Raw genomic sequence first — 17,432 nt, forward strand, 5'->3', positions numbered from 1 at the left:
ACGCGTATTTCCGAGGAGTGGCCGCCAGCTGTCGGCAAGGACTACGCGTAAATACATCTCTAAGGCGGTTTGCTGGCCCTATATGGAAGGCAGGTGGCCTTAGAAGGGGAGGAAAACAAAATGTATCGTGCACCACTGAGTGAAATTGTATTCACGCTGAAAGAAGTAGCAGGTTTAGGACAGCTTCAGGCGCAGCCGGGACAGGAAGAGCTTTCAGACGATTTGATCGAAGCTATTCTGGGCGAGGCAGCAAAGTTTGCAGAGGAAGAGATCGCGCCTCTCAATAGGGTTGGAGATGAAAATCCGGCACAATTGATCGATGGAAGCGTCAAAACCTCTCCGGGCTGGAAAGAGGCTTACACCAGTTGGCGTCAGGGCGGCTGGAGTGCGCTGACAGGTGATCCGGAGTACGGAGGGCAGGGCCTTCCAAACATGCTCCACGTCGCTGTGTTTGAAATGTGGAATGCGGGCAGCATGGCTTTTACCTTGTGCCCAACACTCACCACAGGCGCTGTAGAGGCTATTGAGAAGCACGGCTCCCCGGAACTCAAAGCAAAGTACCTTGAAAAGCTCACTAGCGGCGAGTGGACAGGCACAATGAACCTGACTGAGCCACAGGCTGGCTCAGACCTGAACGCTCTGCGTGCCAAAGCAGAGCCTGTGGGAGACGGGTCCTACAAAATCTCTGGTCAGAAGATCTTCATCACTTATGGCGATCACGATATGACAGACAACGTGGTCCATCTGGTGCTGGCTCGCTTGCCGGACGCACCTGCTGGAACACGTGGCATCTCACTGTTTGCAGTGCCAAAGTATTTCGTCAATGACGATGGCAGCCTTGGCGAGAAGAACGACGTGACCGTAGCTGGTGTGGAACACAAGCTCGGTATCCATGGCTCTCCAACCTGCACCATGTCTTTTGGCGATAGGGGCGGTGCAATCGGTTGGCTCATTGGCGAAGAAAATAGAGGCCTCGCCTGCATGTTCACCATGATGAACAACGCCCGCCTTGCAGTGGGTGTGCAGGGTCTCGGCATCGCAGAGCGAGCTTTCCAGGAGTCTCTGGCGTTCTCACTGGATCGCAAGCAGGGCCGCGGTGTCGGGTCAAAGACCGACGGTATGGATCCGATCGCAGTTCACCCGGATATTAAGCGTACACTTCTCTCCATGAAGTCGCAGACGCAGGTTGCCCGTGCAATCTGTTACGCCTGCGCACATGCGCTGGATATGGCGAAAGTCGCGCCGGATGCGGATCAGAAGAAGTTCTGGGCAGAGCGTGCTGGCTTACTCACACCAATCGCAAAAGCCCTCTCCACTGATTTTGGTGTTGATGTGGCCTCTCTTGGTATCCAGATCCATGGCGGTATGGGCTTCATTGAAGAAACCGGCGCAGCCCAGCATCTGCGTGATGCGCGCATCGCTCCGATCTATGAAGGCACCAACGGCATTCAGTCCATCGATCTGGTGATGCGCAAGCTGCCAATGTCTGGTGGTGATCAGGTCCGCAGCCTCATCGCTGAGATCAAAGAGATCGCTGCAAGTGTAAACGCAGACAATACCGGCGAGCTGGGTGATCTTGGCACCAAGCTTGATGCAGCGGTTGCTGACTTGGAAACCGCCACCGAATGGATGTTGAGCGCACAGGCTGACGGGAAAATCCCGGAAGCGCTTGCAGGTGCGACACCATATCTGCGTTTGGCAGGCATCACTCTGGGCGCTGGCTTACTGGCAAAAGGTGCTCTGGCATCCAGGGATGCACCGGAGACGTTGAAGAAGCCACGCTACCTGATGGCGCGCAGCTTTGCAGAAACTGTTTTGGGTGAGAGCGCACCGCTGAAAGACGACGTAACACGTGCAGCTGAAGCAATCCTTGCATTCGACGCTGCTGAGCTTGCCTGATCCAAGAGGCAGTCAACCGTATTTAAAAGGTGAGGCTGAACAGGCCTCACCAATCAGTTTGGGAGGGACACATGATCAGTATTGAACGGGACGGCGCAGTCCAGATCATCCGCATGGACCGCGTAGAAAAGAAAAATGCACTGACACAGGCCATGTACATGGATATGGCAGATGCGTTGAAGACAGAAGACGAAAGCATCCGCTGCCATGTCATGCTTGGCCGCCCAGGCGTATTCACCGCAGGCAACGACATCGCAGATTTCCTCAAGGCAGCAATGTCAGGCGAAGGCCTGGAAGCTGGCGGTGTTGGCAAATTCCTCGGCGCACTTCATGAACCATCCAGACCTGTAATCGCAGGCATCGACGGTCCTGCTATCGGTGTGGGCACCACCATGTTGTTCCACTTCGACATGGTGTTTGCGACAGAAAACGCGCTCTTCAAAACGCCGTTCACCGACCTTGGCATCATTCCTGAAGCGGGCTCAACGCTGATCGGCCCAGAGACAATGGGCTACCACAAGGCGTTCGAACTGCTGGCACTGGGTGAGAGCTTCACGGCTGAGATGGCAAAGGAAGCAGGCTTCGTCAATCACGTGGTCTCTCCTGATGAGCTGGAAGACCGTGTGCTTGCGATCGCGCAGAAGGTTGCATCCAAGCCTCAAAACGCCCTGCGCATTTCCAGAGAACTACTGCGTGGCAAGCGTGAGCCGCTTGAAAAGCGCATTTTTGAAGAAATCGGCCTCTTTGCTGAACTGCTCAAGTCTGATGAGGCCCGCGAAGCCTTCATGAAGTTTATGAGCAAAGCTTAACTCGTTCAGATGCGGTGTTCAGCACCGCATCTCAATTCAGGAATTTGGGGGAAACATGGGAAGTCTGAAGGGTAAAACACTGTTCATTACCGGTGCATCTCGTGGAATTGGCCTCGCGATTGGCAAGCGGGCAGCACAAGATGGCGCGAACATTGTGATCGCTGCAAAAACGGCAGAACCGCATCCTAAGCTGGAAGGAACGATCTACACAGCAGCCAAAGAGATTGAGGATGCCGGAGGTCAGGCGCTCCCGCTCGTGGTTGATGTGCGAAGCGAAGAGAGCGTTGAGAATGCAATGAAGGCGGCGGCTGAAAAGTTCGGTGGCATCGATATTGTGGTCAACAATGCCAGTGCGATCAACCTGACACCAGTTCAGAAAATCGACATGAAGCGCTTTGACCTCATGCACCAGATCAACACGCGTGGCACCTTACTCTGCTCTAAGCTGGCAATCCCGTATCTGAAAGAAGCAGAAAACCCGCATATCATGATGCTTTCTCCGCCGCTGGATATGCAGGAGAAGTGGTTTAAGAACCATACACCGTACTCCATTGCCAAGTACGGCATGAGCCTTGTTGTACTGGGACTTGCCGGAGAACTGCGCTCTAAGAAGATTGCTGTAAACGCTCTTTGGCCGCGCACGACCATTGCCACGGCTGCTGTTCAGAATCTGCTTGGCGGCGATATGATGGTTCAGGCAAGCCGGACACCAGACATTCTGGCAGATGCCGCGCATCTGATCTTCACAAAACTGGCAGCAGACACCACCGGCAACTTCTTCATTGATGATACATTGCTGGCGGAAAACGGTATGACCGATTTTGACAAGTACCGCGTGAATCCGAAAGTGAATCTGCAGCCAGATTTCTTTGTTCCAGATGACAGCGTAGCGCCAGTCAGCTTAGCTGCAATCGAAGCTTAGCTTTGCTCGTTGAAGCACATAGCTTTTGAGAAATTCAAAGCGTGGTAAAATAAAAGGCGGGGTGACCCGCCTTTCTCATTGGTAATGATCAGTCGAACTCTGGACCGCGTGCCGAATATGGCTTCACTTCTTTCCAGACGCGCATCAGATTTTCAAGTTCTTCATCTGTCTGTTCTGGCAAGACAATCTCAAGCCCAACAAGAAGATCGCCATGGCCACCTTCTTTCTTCGGCAGACCCTTGTCTTTAAGGCGCATGGTCTTTCCGCTGCTGGTGTTGGCAGGGATTGTCAGGTTAACCGCACCGCTGAGAGTTGGAATGCGTACTTTGCCACCAAGAACGGCTTCATAAAGGGTGAGGGGGACATCTACACGAACATCCTCTCCATCCACTTTGAAGAGCTTATGTGTGGAAATGCGGACTTCTACCAGCGCATCTCCAGCCTGACCACTCTTGGCAGAGGCAAAACCTTGCCCTTTCAGGCGGATCTTGTCGCCGCTCTGCGTGCCAGCCGGAATTTTTACATTCACCGTCTTGCCGCTTGGCAGCTTCACCTGAACCTTGCCATGGTGGGCAAGATCTTCAAGTGTCACCCGTGCAATCAGGTTGGCATCAGCTCCCTTGGTAGGGCCAGCATGGAAATGAGATTCTCCACCGCCTGCGCTGCGGCGTTTGCCGCCGCCAAAGCCACCAAGAATATCATTGAGGATATCGTCAAAACCGCCAGCATCCTGAGGGCCGCCGGCACCGCCGTGGCCTTCGCCAAAGCCCTGCTCAAACCGGAAACCACCACGACGCCCTGAATTACGGAAACCTTCAAAGCCACCGCCGCCACCCGGGCCGCCATAAAACTTGGGTTTGCCATCCGCGTCTATCTCACCGCGATCAAACTGTCCGCGCTTATCTTTGTCGCCCAAAATTTCATAGGCTTGGTTCGCTTCAGAGAAGCGCTCCTTAGCCTTTGGATTGTCTGCATTCTGGTCTGGGTGGAACTGTTTGGCCAGTTTGCGAAACGCTTTCTTGATCTCTGCCTCACTGGCATTTTTGCTAACACCAAGAACAGAATAGGGATCTCTCATCGTCATCCATCAAATTGAAATAAGGGCAGTTTATAACTCACCCATTACATAACCTTGAGTTCGATGGGGCGCAAGCAGCCGTAGCCGAACTTAGCTAATCAGACGTGAGTATTTCAGTGGTTTTAATCTAGTAGGCCACGTCGCATTTGCGAAACTGAAGCGAGGAAGAGTTATTCAGTGACAGTTGCATCGGTTTGGAACGGAGCAAGCTGGACAATCTTCATTTTACGATTGGTATCCGGGCAGCTGCGCCCCTGATAGGCTCTGACGCCGCCAACAGTGTTTGCGCTGGTCACAAAATCAGTACAACCCGCAATGCTTTCTGTTTTATCAACAGACATGAGAGAGGTGATTGTGCCGCTATTGCCGCTGACAGGATTGGTCCAGGCCATAGGTGCAAACCGGTGCTTGGTTTGCCCGCTCTCGTTCAGAGCTTCCTCAATGGTATTCGTAATAACCGTACGGTCGGTGCGATGAATCTCGCTATCCGCGACCTTTTGCTTGGTATCAACTGCCTCTGTCAGGTTCAGAGGTTCTTGATACTCACTGTTGTTCACAGATATGGACATTTGAGTGCAGGCAGGAAGTGTCAGCAAGAGCGAAGCCGAGACAAAACACGACTGGCGTAAACGGGTTTTCTTGCTATACAAAACTGCCATATTACTACTAGAGCCTCAGGTTGAATCCGTTGTTTTAACGAATTCCGGTTCATCCACAGTGTGAGGATCCTAAAGGGACTATTAACTATGAATGGTGACATCCAAAATCTGGAAGAAAAGTTTACAAATAGTTACTCTGAAAGCGTAGAGGTTCCTTTTCAACTATTTGGTGAATGGCTTGCGCTTGCAGAGAAGAGCGAGCCCAATGATCCTAATGCCATGTCAGTTGCGACTGTAGACGAGAATGGCATGCCCAATGTACGGATGTTACTCCTTAAAGGTTACAGTCCACAGGGTTTTGTGTTTTATACAAACTTTGAAAGCACAAAAGGCCGCGAAATTCTTGCTCACCCTAAGGTTGCTTTGTGTTTTCACTGGAAAAGCTTGCGCAGGCAAGTTCGGGTACGTGGCAATGTTATCCACGTAACTGAAGACCAGGCTGACGAATACTACAACTCACGGCCACGAAAAAGCCGCATTGGTGCGTGGGCGTCCAAACAATCCCGCCCATTGGAAAGCCGCTTCGCGCTTGAAAAAGAAGTTGCCAAATACGCTGCTAAATATGCTGTTGGTGATATTCCGCGTCCTGGGTATTGGAGCGGTTGCATTTTGCAACCATTGGAAATCGAATTCTGGCACGATCGTGCCTTCCGCCTGCATGACAGGTTTGTCTTCAAAAGAGACAATGCAGAAGACCAGTGGGATAAGGTACGTCTGTATCCATAATGCATTTCAGATGAAGGCAGAGCGCATCACAAACATGGTGCGCTTGGTCATTTATCAGCGCTAGAACATGAGCCGCTATTGAAAGCAAAATTAGATATGGGGCAGGGCTGCGGGATCGTCACGCAGAAGACATAACGGTTGATGCTTTTACAGGCTCGGCAAGAAATAAGGCGGCTCGCAATCCTGCGGGTCGCCTTCTTTGTTCAGATAACCAGACGCCCGTTCAGCCATCAAGTCTCTGTAAAGCCATGCCCTAATAAGGCGTGGCTTATGCATTGAAGCAGTCATCAATGTGATTGGAATACATAATCAAGCAATTCAGTTCTTGAAAAACAAGCTGGAATCTCTGATTTGTAGCCCTGACGCATCAGTCCGTCGGAAGAGGATATTCTTCCTGAACCTTAGGCTGATATGCCTCTTTCTGCTTGCCGTTACAGCAGTTCGCAGCATTGACAGCCTGAATGCCCACTGGACGATAAAGTTTGTCCAGATCAGGTTTAGCGTTTTTCTTTTGTTGCTCAGTCGTTCCGAAGGCCATTTTAGTCCGTCCCCTTGGGACAAGTTGTGTTGCAGAAATCGCGATGCTTATCCGGAATGAGTAGCCGGATAACCCGATATAAGCGTCAGCTCATATGCAGGAGTGATACTCAAATCGGGCATGAATATGTTAGCGCCAAAAAAACTAAAAAAGCCAATCTAATTTCGAGGGGGGAATTTCCCAATAAACTCAGCAATTTGAATGCATGAAACATGACGTTAACTAATTGCTCAGCAGGCTTTCCGGAAATTATTATTATTATACAAAAGGATAGGATCTCAGGTTGTGAGCTAGTTAAAATTATCGCGACTAAACCATTAATGTATCAGGCTATTTTGAGTGACATTTGGCCGCGATTTCCCAGACTGCGAAACTGACAAAAAACTGTGTATTTAGTGTGCCAGGAAGCTTGTGGCCGATTGATTAGCATCGCTCATAGTGATTGGTGCTCGTAATACTCTGTGTAAGTGCGTAGATTGAGCCGCTTGCATAAGAACTATTCTGCTCGGGTAATCGCCCGAAGACGGTCTCCCATATAAGCCGTCAAATGCGCTGAAGGAAAATGACAATGAACGTGCGCGCCGTACTGTTTGATCGCGATGGAACTCTCATTGATTTCAATAGGACATGGGGCACGGTGCTCCAACATGTTCTGATGGATCTGGCAGATGGAAATTTGAAACTGGCTACCGAGCTTGGCCATCTCGTGAAGTTTGATTACGCCAGCTGTGCCTGCCAACCGGGTAGCCCAATTCTGACTAATCCACCAAGCGGTTACAGCGAGCCGTGGGCCAATCATCTTGGTGTTGAGTTCAACCGCGCGTTCCTGGACCGTATTGAAGACCTTATTCTGGACCATGCTGCAGACTGTGTTGCAGCATTTGATGATACAGCATCATCAATCAAGGCTTTGGCTGCGGCTGGTTTGCCGATCGGTCTGGCGACAAATGGCACAGAAGCAAGCGCCGTTGCGCAGCTGAAGCGCCTTGGCATTTTCGACTACTTCACCTTCGTTGTGGGCTACGACAGCGGACATGGTGAAAAACCAGAACCGGGCCAGCTTTTTGGATTTGCAGAGCACACAGGTATCGAGCCTCGGCACATCGCCATGGTGGGTGACAGCCTTCACGACATGCATGCAGCCCAAAACGCAGGCATGGTGCGGGTCGCCGTAACAACCGGCGCTTTGACCGCTGAAGAGCTGAAGGACCACTGTGATCACCTGCTCGACAGCCTGACCGATCTTATCGATCTGGTTGGTCTGAAGACAGCAGCTGAGGGCGCTGCTGCTTAATATTGCCTCCCGAATGCGGCGGTTCATCCGCCGCAACTCCCTCTCTCAAAATCTGCGCGAAAATAATAGCAGTATTCAACCCTCGGTAATTCTGAACTGCTAGTATCTGGTATCGTAAAGTAAAGAGCTGTAACCTTCATGCCGAATGGTTACGTTGAACTCTGAGCTGCAGATTGAAGAGAGTGGGATAGAATGACCCTGCAATTGCCCTCAAGACATTCCCGCACTGCCTTGCGCAGTCGTCGTATCGGCGCAATTGCGATTCCGTTTCTTATTCTCTCCGTTGCTGGCCATTACTTCGAGTTGTTCAACACAGAGGTGCTGCTCGTTCTCTTCGTGATCGGCTTTTTCATGGGGGCTGCTGCCATTGTGCTGGCCGCCATGGCCGTGGTTGATCTGTGGAACAACGGCGGCAAAGGGTTTGGCAACAGCTTTCTGGGCACGTTTTATGGTGCCATCGTCCTCGCCCCGCTTTTCATCGCCACACTGGGACTCTACCTGTTCCCGCCACTCAATGATGTCTCAACAGATATGGATGAGCCGCCTGCGCTGATTGCCGGAGATCGTATTGATGATGAAATCGAGCAGGACAAGCAGCTCATGCAAAAGGCCAGCTATCCAGACATCGTCCCGCGCCGGTTCCGCCTGCCTCCTCCTGAGCTGCACAACGCTGTTTCCAGCGTCGCCTCCAGTATGGGGTGGAAAGTGATTTATGAGTTGCCCGCGGGTTTCCCGGATGAGCCCACCTACCTGCTCATGGAAGCGCGCATGCCATACTTCTCTTTGAAGGATGATGTCGCCATTCGCATACAGCCCGATAGAGTAGGTACACTTTTGGATATCCGCTCTGCCTCCCGCTTTGGCAGTCATGATTTTGGCACCAATGCCCGCCGTATAAGAGGGTTTCTGGCAAGTCTGGATAAAGTGCTCTTGCAAAACTATGGCATCACAGCCCGGGTTGAAGAGCCTGAGCTGGTCCTGCAGGACGAGGCCGAAGAGCCGCCTCGGATAAAAATCTCAGAGAGGGTGCCACTGCTGGAAGCTCCGCTAGAACTGCCACCTTCAATTGCATCCATGTTGAAAGAGCGTGGGACCGCGCCAATCCCCTCACAAAAGCCTGCACAGTAAACGGCCTGCACCTGTCAAAGGAGCTGCTGCCAGTTTGGTAAGTATGATCCGGAGATAAAAGCAGGCCCAGAAACGACATAACCAGCGCCGGGGAAGCACTGGTTATGAAAGCTTGCGTGAACAACGAGTACCGCTTTAAGGCTATCGCGAAACTCTGAGAGTTCTGAAGCCGGGGAAGCCGTTGAACTCTATAAATTCAATATGACTCATTTAATAGCATATGTGTGTGATAATTGTCACGACCTCACAAAAAAATACGCCCAGAAATGGGCGTATCTTTGATAACTCAAAATATAGCTTTGAAATCAAGCGTTTGTTTGGATGCGAAGATCTGCAAAAACATCTTCCAAACGTTTGATAGCCTCTTCAACAGTCGATTTTGGACAGGCCAGATTGAACCGCAGGAACGTTTCTCCGCCTTTTCCAAACGTGCTGCCGATGTTGACGGCGACCTTCGCCTGCTTCTGGATTCGAGCGACGATCTCATCAAACGGCAGGTCAACATTTTTAAAATCGACCCACTGCAAATAGGTGCTCGCCATGCGCATCACTTTAGCACCAGGGATAGCAGCTTCCAGCCCCTCAATCAGCAGCTCCTGATTGGCTGCAATGTAATCGCAAGCCTCAGTGAGCCACTCATCGCCATGGTTGTACGCCTCAGTTGTGGCCTGTGAACCGAGCGGGGTGGCGTGAACTCCACAAGCTGTAAAGACCTTGCGGATTTTATCACGCAGCTCTTTGTTGCTGATGATGCACGCAGCTGTCGCAAAACCGGCCAGATTGAAGGTCTTGGAGGCAGATGTAAATGTAATCGTCCGCTCAGTAATCGCCTCAGACAAGGTCGAGGTGACCACATGCTTGGAGCCATCCAGAATGAGATCATGGTGGATCTCATCAGAGATGATCAGGATGTTATGCTCAAGGCAGAACTCACAAATGCGGGTCAGTTCCTCTGCAGTCCAAACACGACCACCCGGGTTGTGAGGGCTGCAGAGCAACAGGATCTTGGTGCGTTCATCAATCTGATCGGCCAGATTGTCGAAGTCCATGTAATAAGCGCCATCACGCTCAATCAGCTGGCTTTCTACAAGGCGGCGGTTGTTGTCGCGCACGGCACGGCCAAACGCGTGGTAAACTGGTGAGAACACCAGGACGCCATCACCTTCCTCAGAAAATGCCTGAATAGCCATGGAGTAACCAGCAACAACACCGGGCACTGTTGTGATCCAGTCTGGAGAGACATCGAACTGGTGACGACGCTTCATCCAGGAAATGACAGCCTCTTTGTAAGGCGCATCATTACCGTAATAGCCGTTAATTCCGTGCTCCGCAGCACGGGCAACCATGTCGTTCACGGCTTGCGGAGGGCGGAAATCCATATCTGCAACCCACATCGGCAAACCGTCATCAGGACTGATGCCATAGCGACTTTCCATCTCATCCCATTTAAGAGAATGAGTGTTTCTGCGATCGATCTTCTGGTCAAAAATACTGGTCATTACGTCTCTAAGTGTTGGAGAGATCGGTTTCTCTGGGGTGTCCTGACAGTGTGTAAGCTGAGCTATGTCAGCTCACGCAACGTGAATTTTGCGGAGAGTGTAACCTTCGCATCGCACATGACAACCCCTTGAGCGATGAGATCATCCAGTTGTGCAAGAACATTGAGCGCCGCTGCCCCATGCAGCTTTGGGTCCACGTCCGTGTAAATGGCTTTCACCATGCTCATGACCTCATCATCCCCCGCACGCAAACGCTCAAGAATAGCATCGGAGCGCATCTGGCGATGCTGCTTCAGCTGGGGGAGAAAGACCTTCGGGTTGTTTACCTCGCCGCCATGGGACGGGAAATAACGGGTTTCACTGCGCGCCATGAGCTTGTCCAGTGACTTCATATAGGCGTTCATGGACCCGTCTGGTGGTGCCACAATGGTTGTAGACCAGGCCATTACGTGATCCCCGGGCAGCATCACACCTTGCTCAGGAAGGGCGAAAGACAGGTGATTCTCTGTGTGCCCTGGCGTTGCAACCACTTCAATTGTCACACCATCAACAGAGATTTTGGCGCCATCTTCCAGCTCTTCGTCGGGTGCAAAGTCCTTCTGAGAGCTCGCATCCATGGGCGTTTCTGCCATATCAGCAAATGAAACAGCTCGTTTGTGAGGCCCGCACCCCATCACAGGAGCACCCGTCTTTTCCTTCAAAGGGCAGGCAAGTGGGGAATGATCCACATGGGTATGGCTGACGAGAATGGCCTTCACGGGTCGGCCATCAATGGCCTTCATCAAAGCGTCCAGATGCTCCAGATCCATCGGGCCCGGATCGATGACAACAACCTCGTTTTTACCAACAAGGAAAGTGTTAGTTCCTGCAAACGTTAGGGCACTCGGGTTATTGCAGGTTACGCGCGACAGCTCATCGGTGATCGCAAAAAGCTCACCGTGTCGTGCATCAAATTCGCGATTGAAGTCCATCTTGCTCATGTCAGGTCTCTCCCATTGCTCTTATAAATAAGCCTTTGGCAAATAAGAGGCAATGGCAACTAGGCCTGATTGATGGTCGACTTTCTGCTCACGTCCCATAGTTCATCACAGAAGGGGCAAGATACCAATTTTCAGAAACTTACATTTTTATATTGCAATTAAGAATGAGTTGCAACTAGACTGCAGGAAGAAACAGGATGCCCGCAGAAATTCTGATGGTATCTTTATTTAAAGAGCTCAGGGCGAAGATATTGGCCAGGAACAAAGTGGCTGGGTCGGAGAACTGCGAAAGATGAAGAGCCGGAAAGTTTGCTCTAGTCGTTTTAGAAAGTTGGATTTTATGCGCTACTTCAAAGCTGCTGTGTTTGCAGTGACAGTGATGGTTCTCGCAGGCTTTTCCAGCCTGTCAGCGGCACTTGCAAAGGCTCCGATCAATGCGGTTGCCACAGTGGGCATGGTTGCTGACGCTGTGCGTGCCGTTGGCGGTGACAACGTCACTGTGGAAGCGCTGATGGGAACAGGTATTGATCCACACTCCTACCGCCAGACCCGCTCTGACGTGGTGAAGATGGGCCGCGCAGATGCGATTTTCGCAAACGGTTTGTTTCTGGAAGCGCAGATGGAAGATCTGCTGCTGAAGCTTCAAAAACGTAAGCCTGTCTTTTTCATCGGTGAAACCATCGACTCTGCCAAGCTGGAAGGTTCAACCGCATACGCTGGTCGCTATGACCCTCACGTCTGGATGAGCCCGACCCTTTGGCAAGGCGCGATCAATGGTGTGACCGAAGCCTTCGTCTCCATGGACCCTGAAAATGAGCAGGACTATCGCGACAACGCAGCAGCCTATCTGGCGCAGGTGCAAGAGCTCGCAAATTATGGCGATAAGATCCTCCAGACAGTACCTCAGGAGCGCCGTGTTCTTGTAACCGCGCATGATGCGTTCACCTACCTTGGCCGCGACTTCAATCTGGAAGTGGTTGGCATTCAGGGCATCTCCACCAACTCAGAAGCTGGTTTGCAGCGGATTGAGACATTGGTTGACCTTCTCGTCGACCGCAAAGTCACAGCAGTGTTTGTTGAATCGTCAGTATCAGAGCGAAACATACGTGCGCTGGTCGAAGGTGCCGCAGCCAAAGGCCACAAGGTCGAGGTTGGCGGCGAGCTCTTCTCAGATGCGATGGGCCAGTCCAATACCTATGAAGGAACGTATATCGGTATGATCGACCACAACATGACCTCGATTACACGCGCTCTGGGTGGAGAAGCACCTGCTCAGGGTATGCAGGGTAAACTTGGAGCAGGTCACTAAGATGCATGATAGAAGTTCCTCCGGTCTGCACTTGTTGCATGACACCGACAGCTCAAAAACTGTGAGCCCGCAGGACCTGCCGTTCACCGTGCAGGGCATGACGGTCGCTTACCACCACAAACCTGTGCTTTGGGGCGTGTCGTACTCAGCTCCAAAGGGATGCCTGACAGCCATCATCGGCCCGAATGGTGCTGGTAAGTCCACATTCCTGAAAGCCGCTCTTGGCCTGATCCCGAAACTCTCCGGCGACACCAAAGTGTTTGGTGCGCCAATCGAAAAGTCACTGAAGCGCATCGCCTACGTTCCGCAGCGTTCTGCCGTAGATTGGGATTTTCCGGCAACCGCCATCGATGTTGTGTTGATGGGCCTTTACGGCCAAATCGGTTGGTTCCGCTGGCCATCCCGTAAACACCGCCAAAAGGCGATGGACTGCCTGAAGTCTGTTGGCATGCAGGATTTTGCAAACAGACAGATCGGTCAGCTCTCCGGTGGCCAGCAACAGCGTGTGTTCCTTGCAAGAGCTTTGGCGCAGGATTCTGAAGTCTATCTCATGGACGAACCGTTCGCCGGTGTGGATGCTGCGACAGAAAAAGCAATCGTGGCCGTGCTCCGCCAACTGGTAGCAGATGGCAAGACCGTTCTTGTGGTGCACCACGATCTTGAAACCGTGCGTGATTACTACTCCCACATCCTGCTGCTCAATGGGCAGCACGTGGCAGACGGCCCGGTGGAAACAACCTTCACCGCCGAGAACCTGCAAAAAGCGTATGGCGGACGCCTTGCCAGCACCCAGCTGGATGGTCTCTCTGAAGCCTCAAACGCGTAAGGCAACGTCATGGAACAGTTCTTTGCCGCCCTTACTTTGTCTGCAGGCTACAACACAGCGCTGGTTTGCATTGGCGCAGCCCTTCTGGGGGCGGCCAGTGGTGCCATCGGTGTCTTTGTTTTGCTCAGAAAGCGGACACTGATCTCGGACGCCGTCAGTCACGCAACACTTCCCGGCGTCGCGCTCGCCTTCATCATCGCACAGGTTTACTTTGACTCTGGTCGCTCCCTGCCAGTGCTCCTGTTTGGCGCGGCCTTGTCTGCTGGTATCGGCGTTCTCGCCGTGGATTGGATCAAAACCCACACCCGCCTCACAGAAGATGCAGCCATCGGCACCGTACTCTCCACCTTCTTCGCCGTGGGTATGGTACTGCTGACGATCATCCAGTCCATGTCCATTGCAGGGCAGGCGGGTCTGGAAGGCTTCCTGCTTGGTGCAACCTCCGGCATGCTCAAGTCTGAGGCGCTGACCATCTCAGTGGCAGCAGCACTCGTTGGCCTTGCCGTTGTGCTGCGCATGAAAGAATTCTCACTGCTTTGCTTTGATGAAAGCTTTGCAGCAGCCTGTGGCTACAACGTGCGTTGGCTGGACCGCACACTGCTTCTGCTTTTGCTGGGCATTGTGGTGATCGGCCTTAAAACAGTCGGCCTCGTTCTCATTATTGCTTTGGCAATCATCCCACCTGTGGCTGCCCGTTTCTGGACAGACCGCGTGCCGGTGTTGGTTGCCATTGCCGCAGGTATTGGCGCCTCGGGAAGCTACATTGGAGCTGCTCTCTCAGCCAGTGCACCAAACATGCCAACAGGCGGTTTGATCGTGCTGGTGCTCTTCAGTTTCTTTGTAGTTTCCCTGCTTATCTCGCCTGTCAGAGGCATTCTGGCAGCTGCGCTCAAGCACTATCGTTTCCAACGCATCGTGCACTTGCGTCAGGGTTTGCTTGCCATCGCACACGATGAACCAGTGCTGGAACCTCTCACCCGTTCCATCCTCCGCCGTGGCGGTTTCATGGGAGGCGACGGCCAGCCAACGGTCAAAGGCCAGTCTGAAGCTCGCCTCATTGAGCGGGACCAGAAGCTCTGGAACCTCTACCGCGAAATGCACCCAGAAGAATCCCATGCACTGGCAGACTGGTCTCTGAAGCCAATCGGAGAAGTTTTGCCCGCTGATACAGTCAGAGTGTTGGAACAGGAACTAAGCCCGCATGTTGTGCGTGGTGGTGAAACAAGCAAAGGAGGAGCAGTCTGATGGATATTTTCCTGCAATTTGACCTCCCAAGCATCCTGCTCGGATCTCTGGCAGCACTTGCCTGCGGTCTTCTCGGCAACTTCCTCGTTCTGCGCAAGCAAGCACTCATGGGCGATGCAATCTCCCATGTGGTTCTGCCAGGTATCGTGATCGGCTTCCTGTTCACCCATGAGACCAGCTCCTGGGCCATGATGCTCGGAGCAGGGGGAGCAGCAATCTTTGCAGTCCTCTTGATTGAGCTTATCCGGCGTATCGGCAATGTGGAACCAGGGGCAGCCATGGGTGTGGTGTTCACCACCATGTTCGCTGCAGGCGTTGTGATTCTGGAGCAAACCGGGACCGCTGGCGTCCATCTGGATGTGGAACACGCGCTCTACGGTAATCTGGAAAGTGCAATCTGGCTGGATGCCTATTCCCTCTCAGACCTGTGGAACTGGCAGGTGCTCATGACCCTGCCGGAAAGCATCAAGCAGCTGTTTGTTGTTAACATGCTGGTGATTATGTTTATCGTGCTGTTCTTCAAAGAGTTGAAGATCTCCAGCTTTGACCCGTTGCTCTCTGCAAGCCTTGGTTTCTCGCCTAAATGGCTTGGCCTTTCACTCATTGTCATGGTGGCAATCGCTGCTGTTGCTGCATTTACAGCTGTAGGGTCAATCCTTGTGATTGCTATGTTTATCTGCCCCGCAGCAACGGCTCGTATGCTGACAGATAACCTGAAAGTCCAGCTCTTCATTTCCGGCATCGCATCCCTGTCCGCTGGCCTTTTTGGCTACTTGCTGGCAGCGTTCGGTCCGGGCCTGCTTGGCTATGAATTCTCCGTGTCCGCAGCCGGTATGATTGCGGTTGTCGCTGGTCTGCAGCAGGTGCTTGCCATGTTGTTTGCTCCGCACTATGGCGTCGTTATGCGGCGTCGCCGGCAAAGAGTGCACGCAAGCGTCTGATAGAGCCTGTAGCCTTCGACAATTGAAAGGGAGTACCTGAAAAGGTGCTCCCTTTTTAGTTTGCCAAATAAATAACAGATTGAAATTACCTAGAGTTTTCAGGTCAACCTATAGAAATATAAATACAATATTGCCTAGCCCGCTAATAATGAGCTACGCTCCATAAGTTAATATACGTAAATTGTCATGGGTCTGTCACAGGTTGCAGTTAACTGCCTAGGTGATGGAACCGGAGGGGCGCCGAATCTAAGTATCGCGCCTCGGTTGCTATTAAGAATTCTTTGTCTCTTGAGGGTCCGTAAATGTCTATCTCTCGTCGTTCAGTTATAAAAGGCACTGCTGCAGCCTCCGCTGCTGCGATTGCCGCTCCTGCAATTTTGAAGGCCTCTGATGCGCTGGCATCTTCTGGTCAGGTGAATGTGTTCGCATGGGGCGATTACGTTCAGGACAACATGATCAAGAAGTTTGAAGGTGACACAGGCATCAAGATCAACCTGTCCACCTTTGGTTCCAACGATGAAGCTGAGCAGAAGCTGAAAGCAGCTGGCGGCAAGGGTTTTGACGTGATCTTCCCGTCCATCACCAACGGTGCCAACTACTACCCGGATGACCTGCTGGCTCCTCTCGATGAGAGCAAGCTCAAGGTTGATGCTGTTGTGCCTTCCATGTTGCGCGACAGCGTGAAGCTGGGCGGCACCTACCGCGGCAAGCGCATGCTGCTGCCATTCGACTGGGGCACAGAGGCAATCACCTTCGACAGCTCCGTATTCCCGCTGTCAAATGACGAAGTTTCCTTCGGCTCCCTCTGGGCACCGGAAGCAAAAGGCAAGGCTGCCTTCCGTCAGAAGTCCGCTCTGATCGGCACCGGCCTATACCTCGATGCAATCGGCAAAGTGAAATCTGACCGTATGCTCGATGTTTACAAGACCGAGGAAGACGCCCGCCGCGTTTGGGACGAAGTGGCCAAGTTCATCATTGAGCGCAAAGCAAACATTGCTGCGTTCTGGAACAACGCAACCGAAGCAACAAACGCCTTCAAACAGGCTGGCGCGTCTATCGGTCAGACATGGGACACAACCGGTCTGCTGCTCAGCCGCGAAGATGCAAAATGGAAGTACCGCATGCCAAAAGAAGGCGGCATGACCTGGATGGATTCCATGGGCATTCCAAGCGGTGCGGCCAACACAGAACAAGCCTACGCCTTCATCAACGCCATGCTTGACCCGCAAATGGCAGGCATGTTCAGCTCAAACACCGGCTACAACTCCGCTGTTGTCGGCGCTGCAAACCATGCAGGTGAAACCTACAAGAAGCAGTTCCTGGAAATCTACAACAACGACACGCTGGCGAACCTGTGGTGGTACCCGGCAGATACGCCGTGGTTCGCTCCGCTGCGTCAGGAATACGTTGACAAGATCACCAACGCTTAAGGGCGTTGAAAGCAAAGCGCGGCATCAGCCGCGCTTTGCACATCGGCTCCTAAGAAATGCAGCAGCAAAACTGCGCACCTTACGAGCACGGACTGTGCACTGGTCAAAATGTCAGGCACGCAGAAAACCTCTGAATTTCCAATCTTTAA

Annotated in this window: 16 protein-coding genes; 11 read left to right on the forward strand and 5 right to left on the reverse strand. The window is 52.4% G+C overall.

All coding sequences use genetic code 11. The features are described 5' to 3' along the window. Positions 1-120: 120 nt before the first annotated feature. The 3 genes from PsAD5_RS22935 (at position 121) to PsAD5_RS22945 (ending at position 3,630) form a co-directional block, all read left to right on the forward strand. Positions 121-1,899, forward strand: coding sequence for an acyl-CoA dehydrogenase (locus PsAD5_RS22935; protein WP_063287280.1), 1,779 nt, complete (start codon positions 121-123; stop codon positions 1,897-1,899). Between the two features lie 71 nt (positions 1,900-1,970). After that, on the forward strand, positions 1,971-2,708 hold the full coding sequence (locus tag PsAD5_RS22940) for a crotonase/enoyl-CoA hydratase family protein (RefSeq protein ID WP_057464896.1): 738 nt from the start codon (positions 1,971-1,973) through the stop codon (positions 2,706-2,708). A gap of 55 nt (positions 2,709-2,763) precedes the next feature. Continuing rightward, positions 2,764-3,630, forward strand: a complete 867-nt coding sequence (locus tag PsAD5_RS22945) for an SDR family oxidoreductase (protein WP_063287281.1) — start codon at positions 2,764-2,766, stop codon at positions 3,628-3,630. An 88-nt stretch (positions 3,631-3,718) separates the two neighbouring features. Here PsAD5_RS22945 and PsAD5_RS22950 read toward each other — a convergent pair whose 3' ends face one another. Both PsAD5_RS22950 and PsAD5_RS22955 read right to left on the reverse strand, forming a co-directional pair. Next, complete coding sequence (locus PsAD5_RS22950; protein ID WP_063287443.1) at positions 3,719-4,708, reverse strand: DnaJ C-terminal domain-containing protein; 990 nt, start codon at positions 4,706-4,708, stop codon at positions 3,719-3,721. A gap of 170 nt (positions 4,709-4,878) precedes the next feature. Further along, positions 4,879-5,367: an RT0821/Lpp0805 family surface protein gene (locus tag PsAD5_RS22955; protein ID WP_063287282.1), complete on the reverse strand. Its 489-nt coding sequence runs from the start codon at positions 5,365-5,367 to the stop codon at positions 4,879-4,881. 99 nt (positions 5,368-5,466) lie between these two features. On the opposite strand from PsAD5_RS22955, the gene pdxH reads away from it, so the two are divergent. Then, positions 5,467-6,093 carry a pyridoxamine 5'-phosphate oxidase gene (gene pdxH / locus PsAD5_RS22960; protein ID WP_446737488.1) on the forward strand — a complete coding sequence of 209 codons (627 nt, stop codon included), beginning with the start codon at positions 5,467-5,469 and terminating at the stop codon, positions 6,091-6,093. A gap of 367 nt (positions 6,094-6,460) precedes the next feature. On the opposite strand, the gene PsAD5_RS28110 is transcribed toward pdxH, so the two are convergent. Then, positions 6,461-6,631 (reverse strand): hypothetical protein, encoded by a 171-nt coding sequence (locus PsAD5_RS28110; RefSeq protein ID WP_167550269.1) that lies wholly within the window; start codon positions 6,629-6,631, stop codon positions 6,461-6,463. Positions 6,632-7,199: 568 nt separating this feature from the next. Here PsAD5_RS28110 and PsAD5_RS22965 point away from each other — a divergent pair. Both PsAD5_RS22965 and PsAD5_RS22970 read left to right on the forward strand, forming a co-directional pair. Then, the gene (locus PsAD5_RS22965; protein ID WP_208981735.1) at positions 7,200-7,925 is read left to right on the forward strand and encodes an HAD family hydrolase; all 726 of its coding nucleotides are present in this window, start codon (positions 7,200-7,202) and stop codon (positions 7,923-7,925) included. Positions 7,926-8,117: 192 nt separating this feature from the next. After that, on the forward strand, positions 8,118-9,053 hold the full coding sequence (locus PsAD5_RS22970; RefSeq protein WP_063293802.1) for a DUF1499 domain-containing protein: 936 nt from the start codon (positions 8,118-8,120) through the stop codon (positions 9,051-9,053). Between the two features lie 305 nt (positions 9,054-9,358). Here PsAD5_RS22970 and PsAD5_RS22975 read toward each other — a convergent pair whose 3' ends face one another. Continuing rightward, positions 9,359-10,552, reverse strand: a complete 1,194-nt coding sequence (locus tag PsAD5_RS22975) for a MalY/PatB family protein (protein ID WP_063293803.1) — start codon at positions 10,550-10,552, stop codon at positions 9,359-9,361. A gap of 62 nt (positions 10,553-10,614) precedes the next feature. Next, complete coding sequence (locus PsAD5_RS22980; protein ID WP_063293804.1) at positions 10,615-11,532, reverse strand: MBL fold metallo-hydrolase; 918 nt, start codon at positions 11,530-11,532, stop codon at positions 10,615-10,617. A gap of 340 nt (positions 11,533-11,872) precedes the next feature. Here PsAD5_RS22980 and PsAD5_RS22985 point away from each other — a divergent pair, with 340 nt between their 5' ends. The 5 genes from PsAD5_RS22985 (at position 11,873) to PsAD5_RS23005 (ending at position 17,283) form a co-directional block, all read left to right on the forward strand. Beyond that, positions 11,873-12,841, forward strand: coding sequence for a metal ABC transporter solute-binding protein, Zn/Mn family (locus tag PsAD5_RS22985; protein ID WP_057464903.1), 969 nt, complete (start codon positions 11,873-11,875; stop codon positions 12,839-12,841). Between the two features lies 1 nt (position 12,842). Continuing rightward, positions 12,843-13,667, forward strand: a complete 825-nt coding sequence (locus PsAD5_RS22990; RefSeq protein WP_063293805.1) for a metal ABC transporter ATP-binding protein — start codon at positions 12,843-12,845, stop codon at positions 13,665-13,667. A 9-nt stretch (positions 13,668-13,676) separates the two neighbouring features. After that, a complete protein-coding gene (locus PsAD5_RS22995) occupies positions 13,677-14,912 on the forward strand; it encodes a metal ABC transporter permease (protein WP_063293806.1) in 1,236 nt (411 codons plus the stop codon). Then, positions 14,912-15,853 carry a metal ABC transporter permease gene (locus PsAD5_RS23000; RefSeq protein ID WP_063293807.1) on the forward strand — a complete coding sequence of 314 codons (942 nt, stop codon included), beginning with the start codon at positions 14,912-14,914 and terminating at the stop codon, positions 15,851-15,853. Before PsAD5_RS22995 ends, PsAD5_RS23000 begins: the two co-directional genes overlap by 1 nt. 302 nt (positions 15,854-16,155) lie before the next feature. Next, positions 16,156-17,283: an extracellular solute-binding protein gene (locus tag PsAD5_RS23005; protein WP_057464907.1), complete on the forward strand. Its 1,128-nt coding sequence runs from the start codon at positions 16,156-16,158 to the stop codon at positions 17,281-17,283. The last annotated feature ends 149 nt before the right edge of the window (positions 17,284-17,432 follow it).

The sequence above is a fragment of the Pseudovibrio sp. Ad5 genome (assembly GCF_001623095.1).
Lineage (GTDB): Bacteria > Pseudomonadota > Alphaproteobacteria > Rhizobiales > Stappiaceae > Pseudovibrio.

What these genes read in the sequence shown, in the direction of transcription:
- PsAD5_RS22935 (WP_063287280.1), top strand. Translation starts at nt 121, where the DNA reads ATGTATCGTGCACCACTGAGTGAAATTGTATTCACGCTGAAAGAAGTA.
- PsAD5_RS22940 (WP_057464896.1), top strand. Translation starts at nt 1,971, where the DNA reads ATGATCAGTATTGAACGGGACGGCGCAGTCCAGATCATCCGCATGGAC.
- PsAD5_RS22945 (WP_063287281.1), top strand. Translation starts at nt 2,764, where the DNA reads ATGGGAAGTCTGAAGGGTAAAACACTGTTCATTACCGGTGCATCTCGT.
- PsAD5_RS22950 (WP_063287443.1), bottom strand. Translation starts at nt 4,708, where the DNA reads ATGAGAGATCCCTATTCTGTTCTTGGTGTTAGCAAAAATGCCAGTGAG.
- PsAD5_RS22955 (WP_063287282.1), bottom strand. Translation starts at nt 5,367, where the DNA reads ATGGCAGTTTTGTATAGCAAGAAAACCCGTTTACGCCAGTCGTGTTTT.
- PsAD5_RS28110 (WP_167550269.1), bottom strand. Translation starts at nt 6,631, where the DNA reads ATGGCCTTCGGAACGACTGAGCAACAAAAGAAAAACGCTAAACCTGAT.
- PsAD5_RS22965 (WP_208981735.1), top strand. Translation starts at nt 7,200, where the DNA reads ATGAACGTGCGCGCCGTACTGTTTGATCGCGATGGAACTCTCATTGAT.
- PsAD5_RS22970 (WP_063293802.1), top strand. Translation starts at nt 8,118, where the DNA reads ATGACCCTGCAATTGCCCTCAAGACATTCCCGCACTGCCTTGCGCAGT.
- PsAD5_RS22975 (WP_063293803.1), bottom strand. Translation starts at nt 10,552, where the DNA reads ATGACCAGTATTTTTGACCAGAAGATCGATCGCAGAAACACTCATTCT.
- PsAD5_RS22980 (WP_063293804.1), bottom strand. Translation starts at nt 11,532, where the DNA reads ATGAGCAAGATGGACTTCAATCGCGAATTTGATGCACGACACGGTGAG.
- PsAD5_RS22985 (WP_057464903.1), top strand. Translation starts at nt 11,873, where the DNA reads ATGCGCTACTTCAAAGCTGCTGTGTTTGCAGTGACAGTGATGGTTCTC.
- PsAD5_RS22990 (WP_063293805.1), top strand. Translation starts at nt 12,843, where the DNA reads ATGCATGATAGAAGTTCCTCCGGTCTGCACTTGTTGCATGACACCGAC.
- PsAD5_RS22995 (WP_063293806.1), top strand. Translation starts at nt 13,677, where the DNA reads ATGGAACAGTTCTTTGCCGCCCTTACTTTGTCTGCAGGCTACAACACA.
- PsAD5_RS23000 (WP_063293807.1), top strand. Translation starts at nt 14,912, where the DNA reads ATGGATATTTTCCTGCAATTTGACCTCCCAAGCATCCTGCTCGGATCT.
- PsAD5_RS23005 (WP_057464907.1), top strand. Translation starts at nt 16,156, where the DNA reads ATGTCTATCTCTCGTCGTTCAGTTATAAAAGGCACTGCTGCAGCCTCC.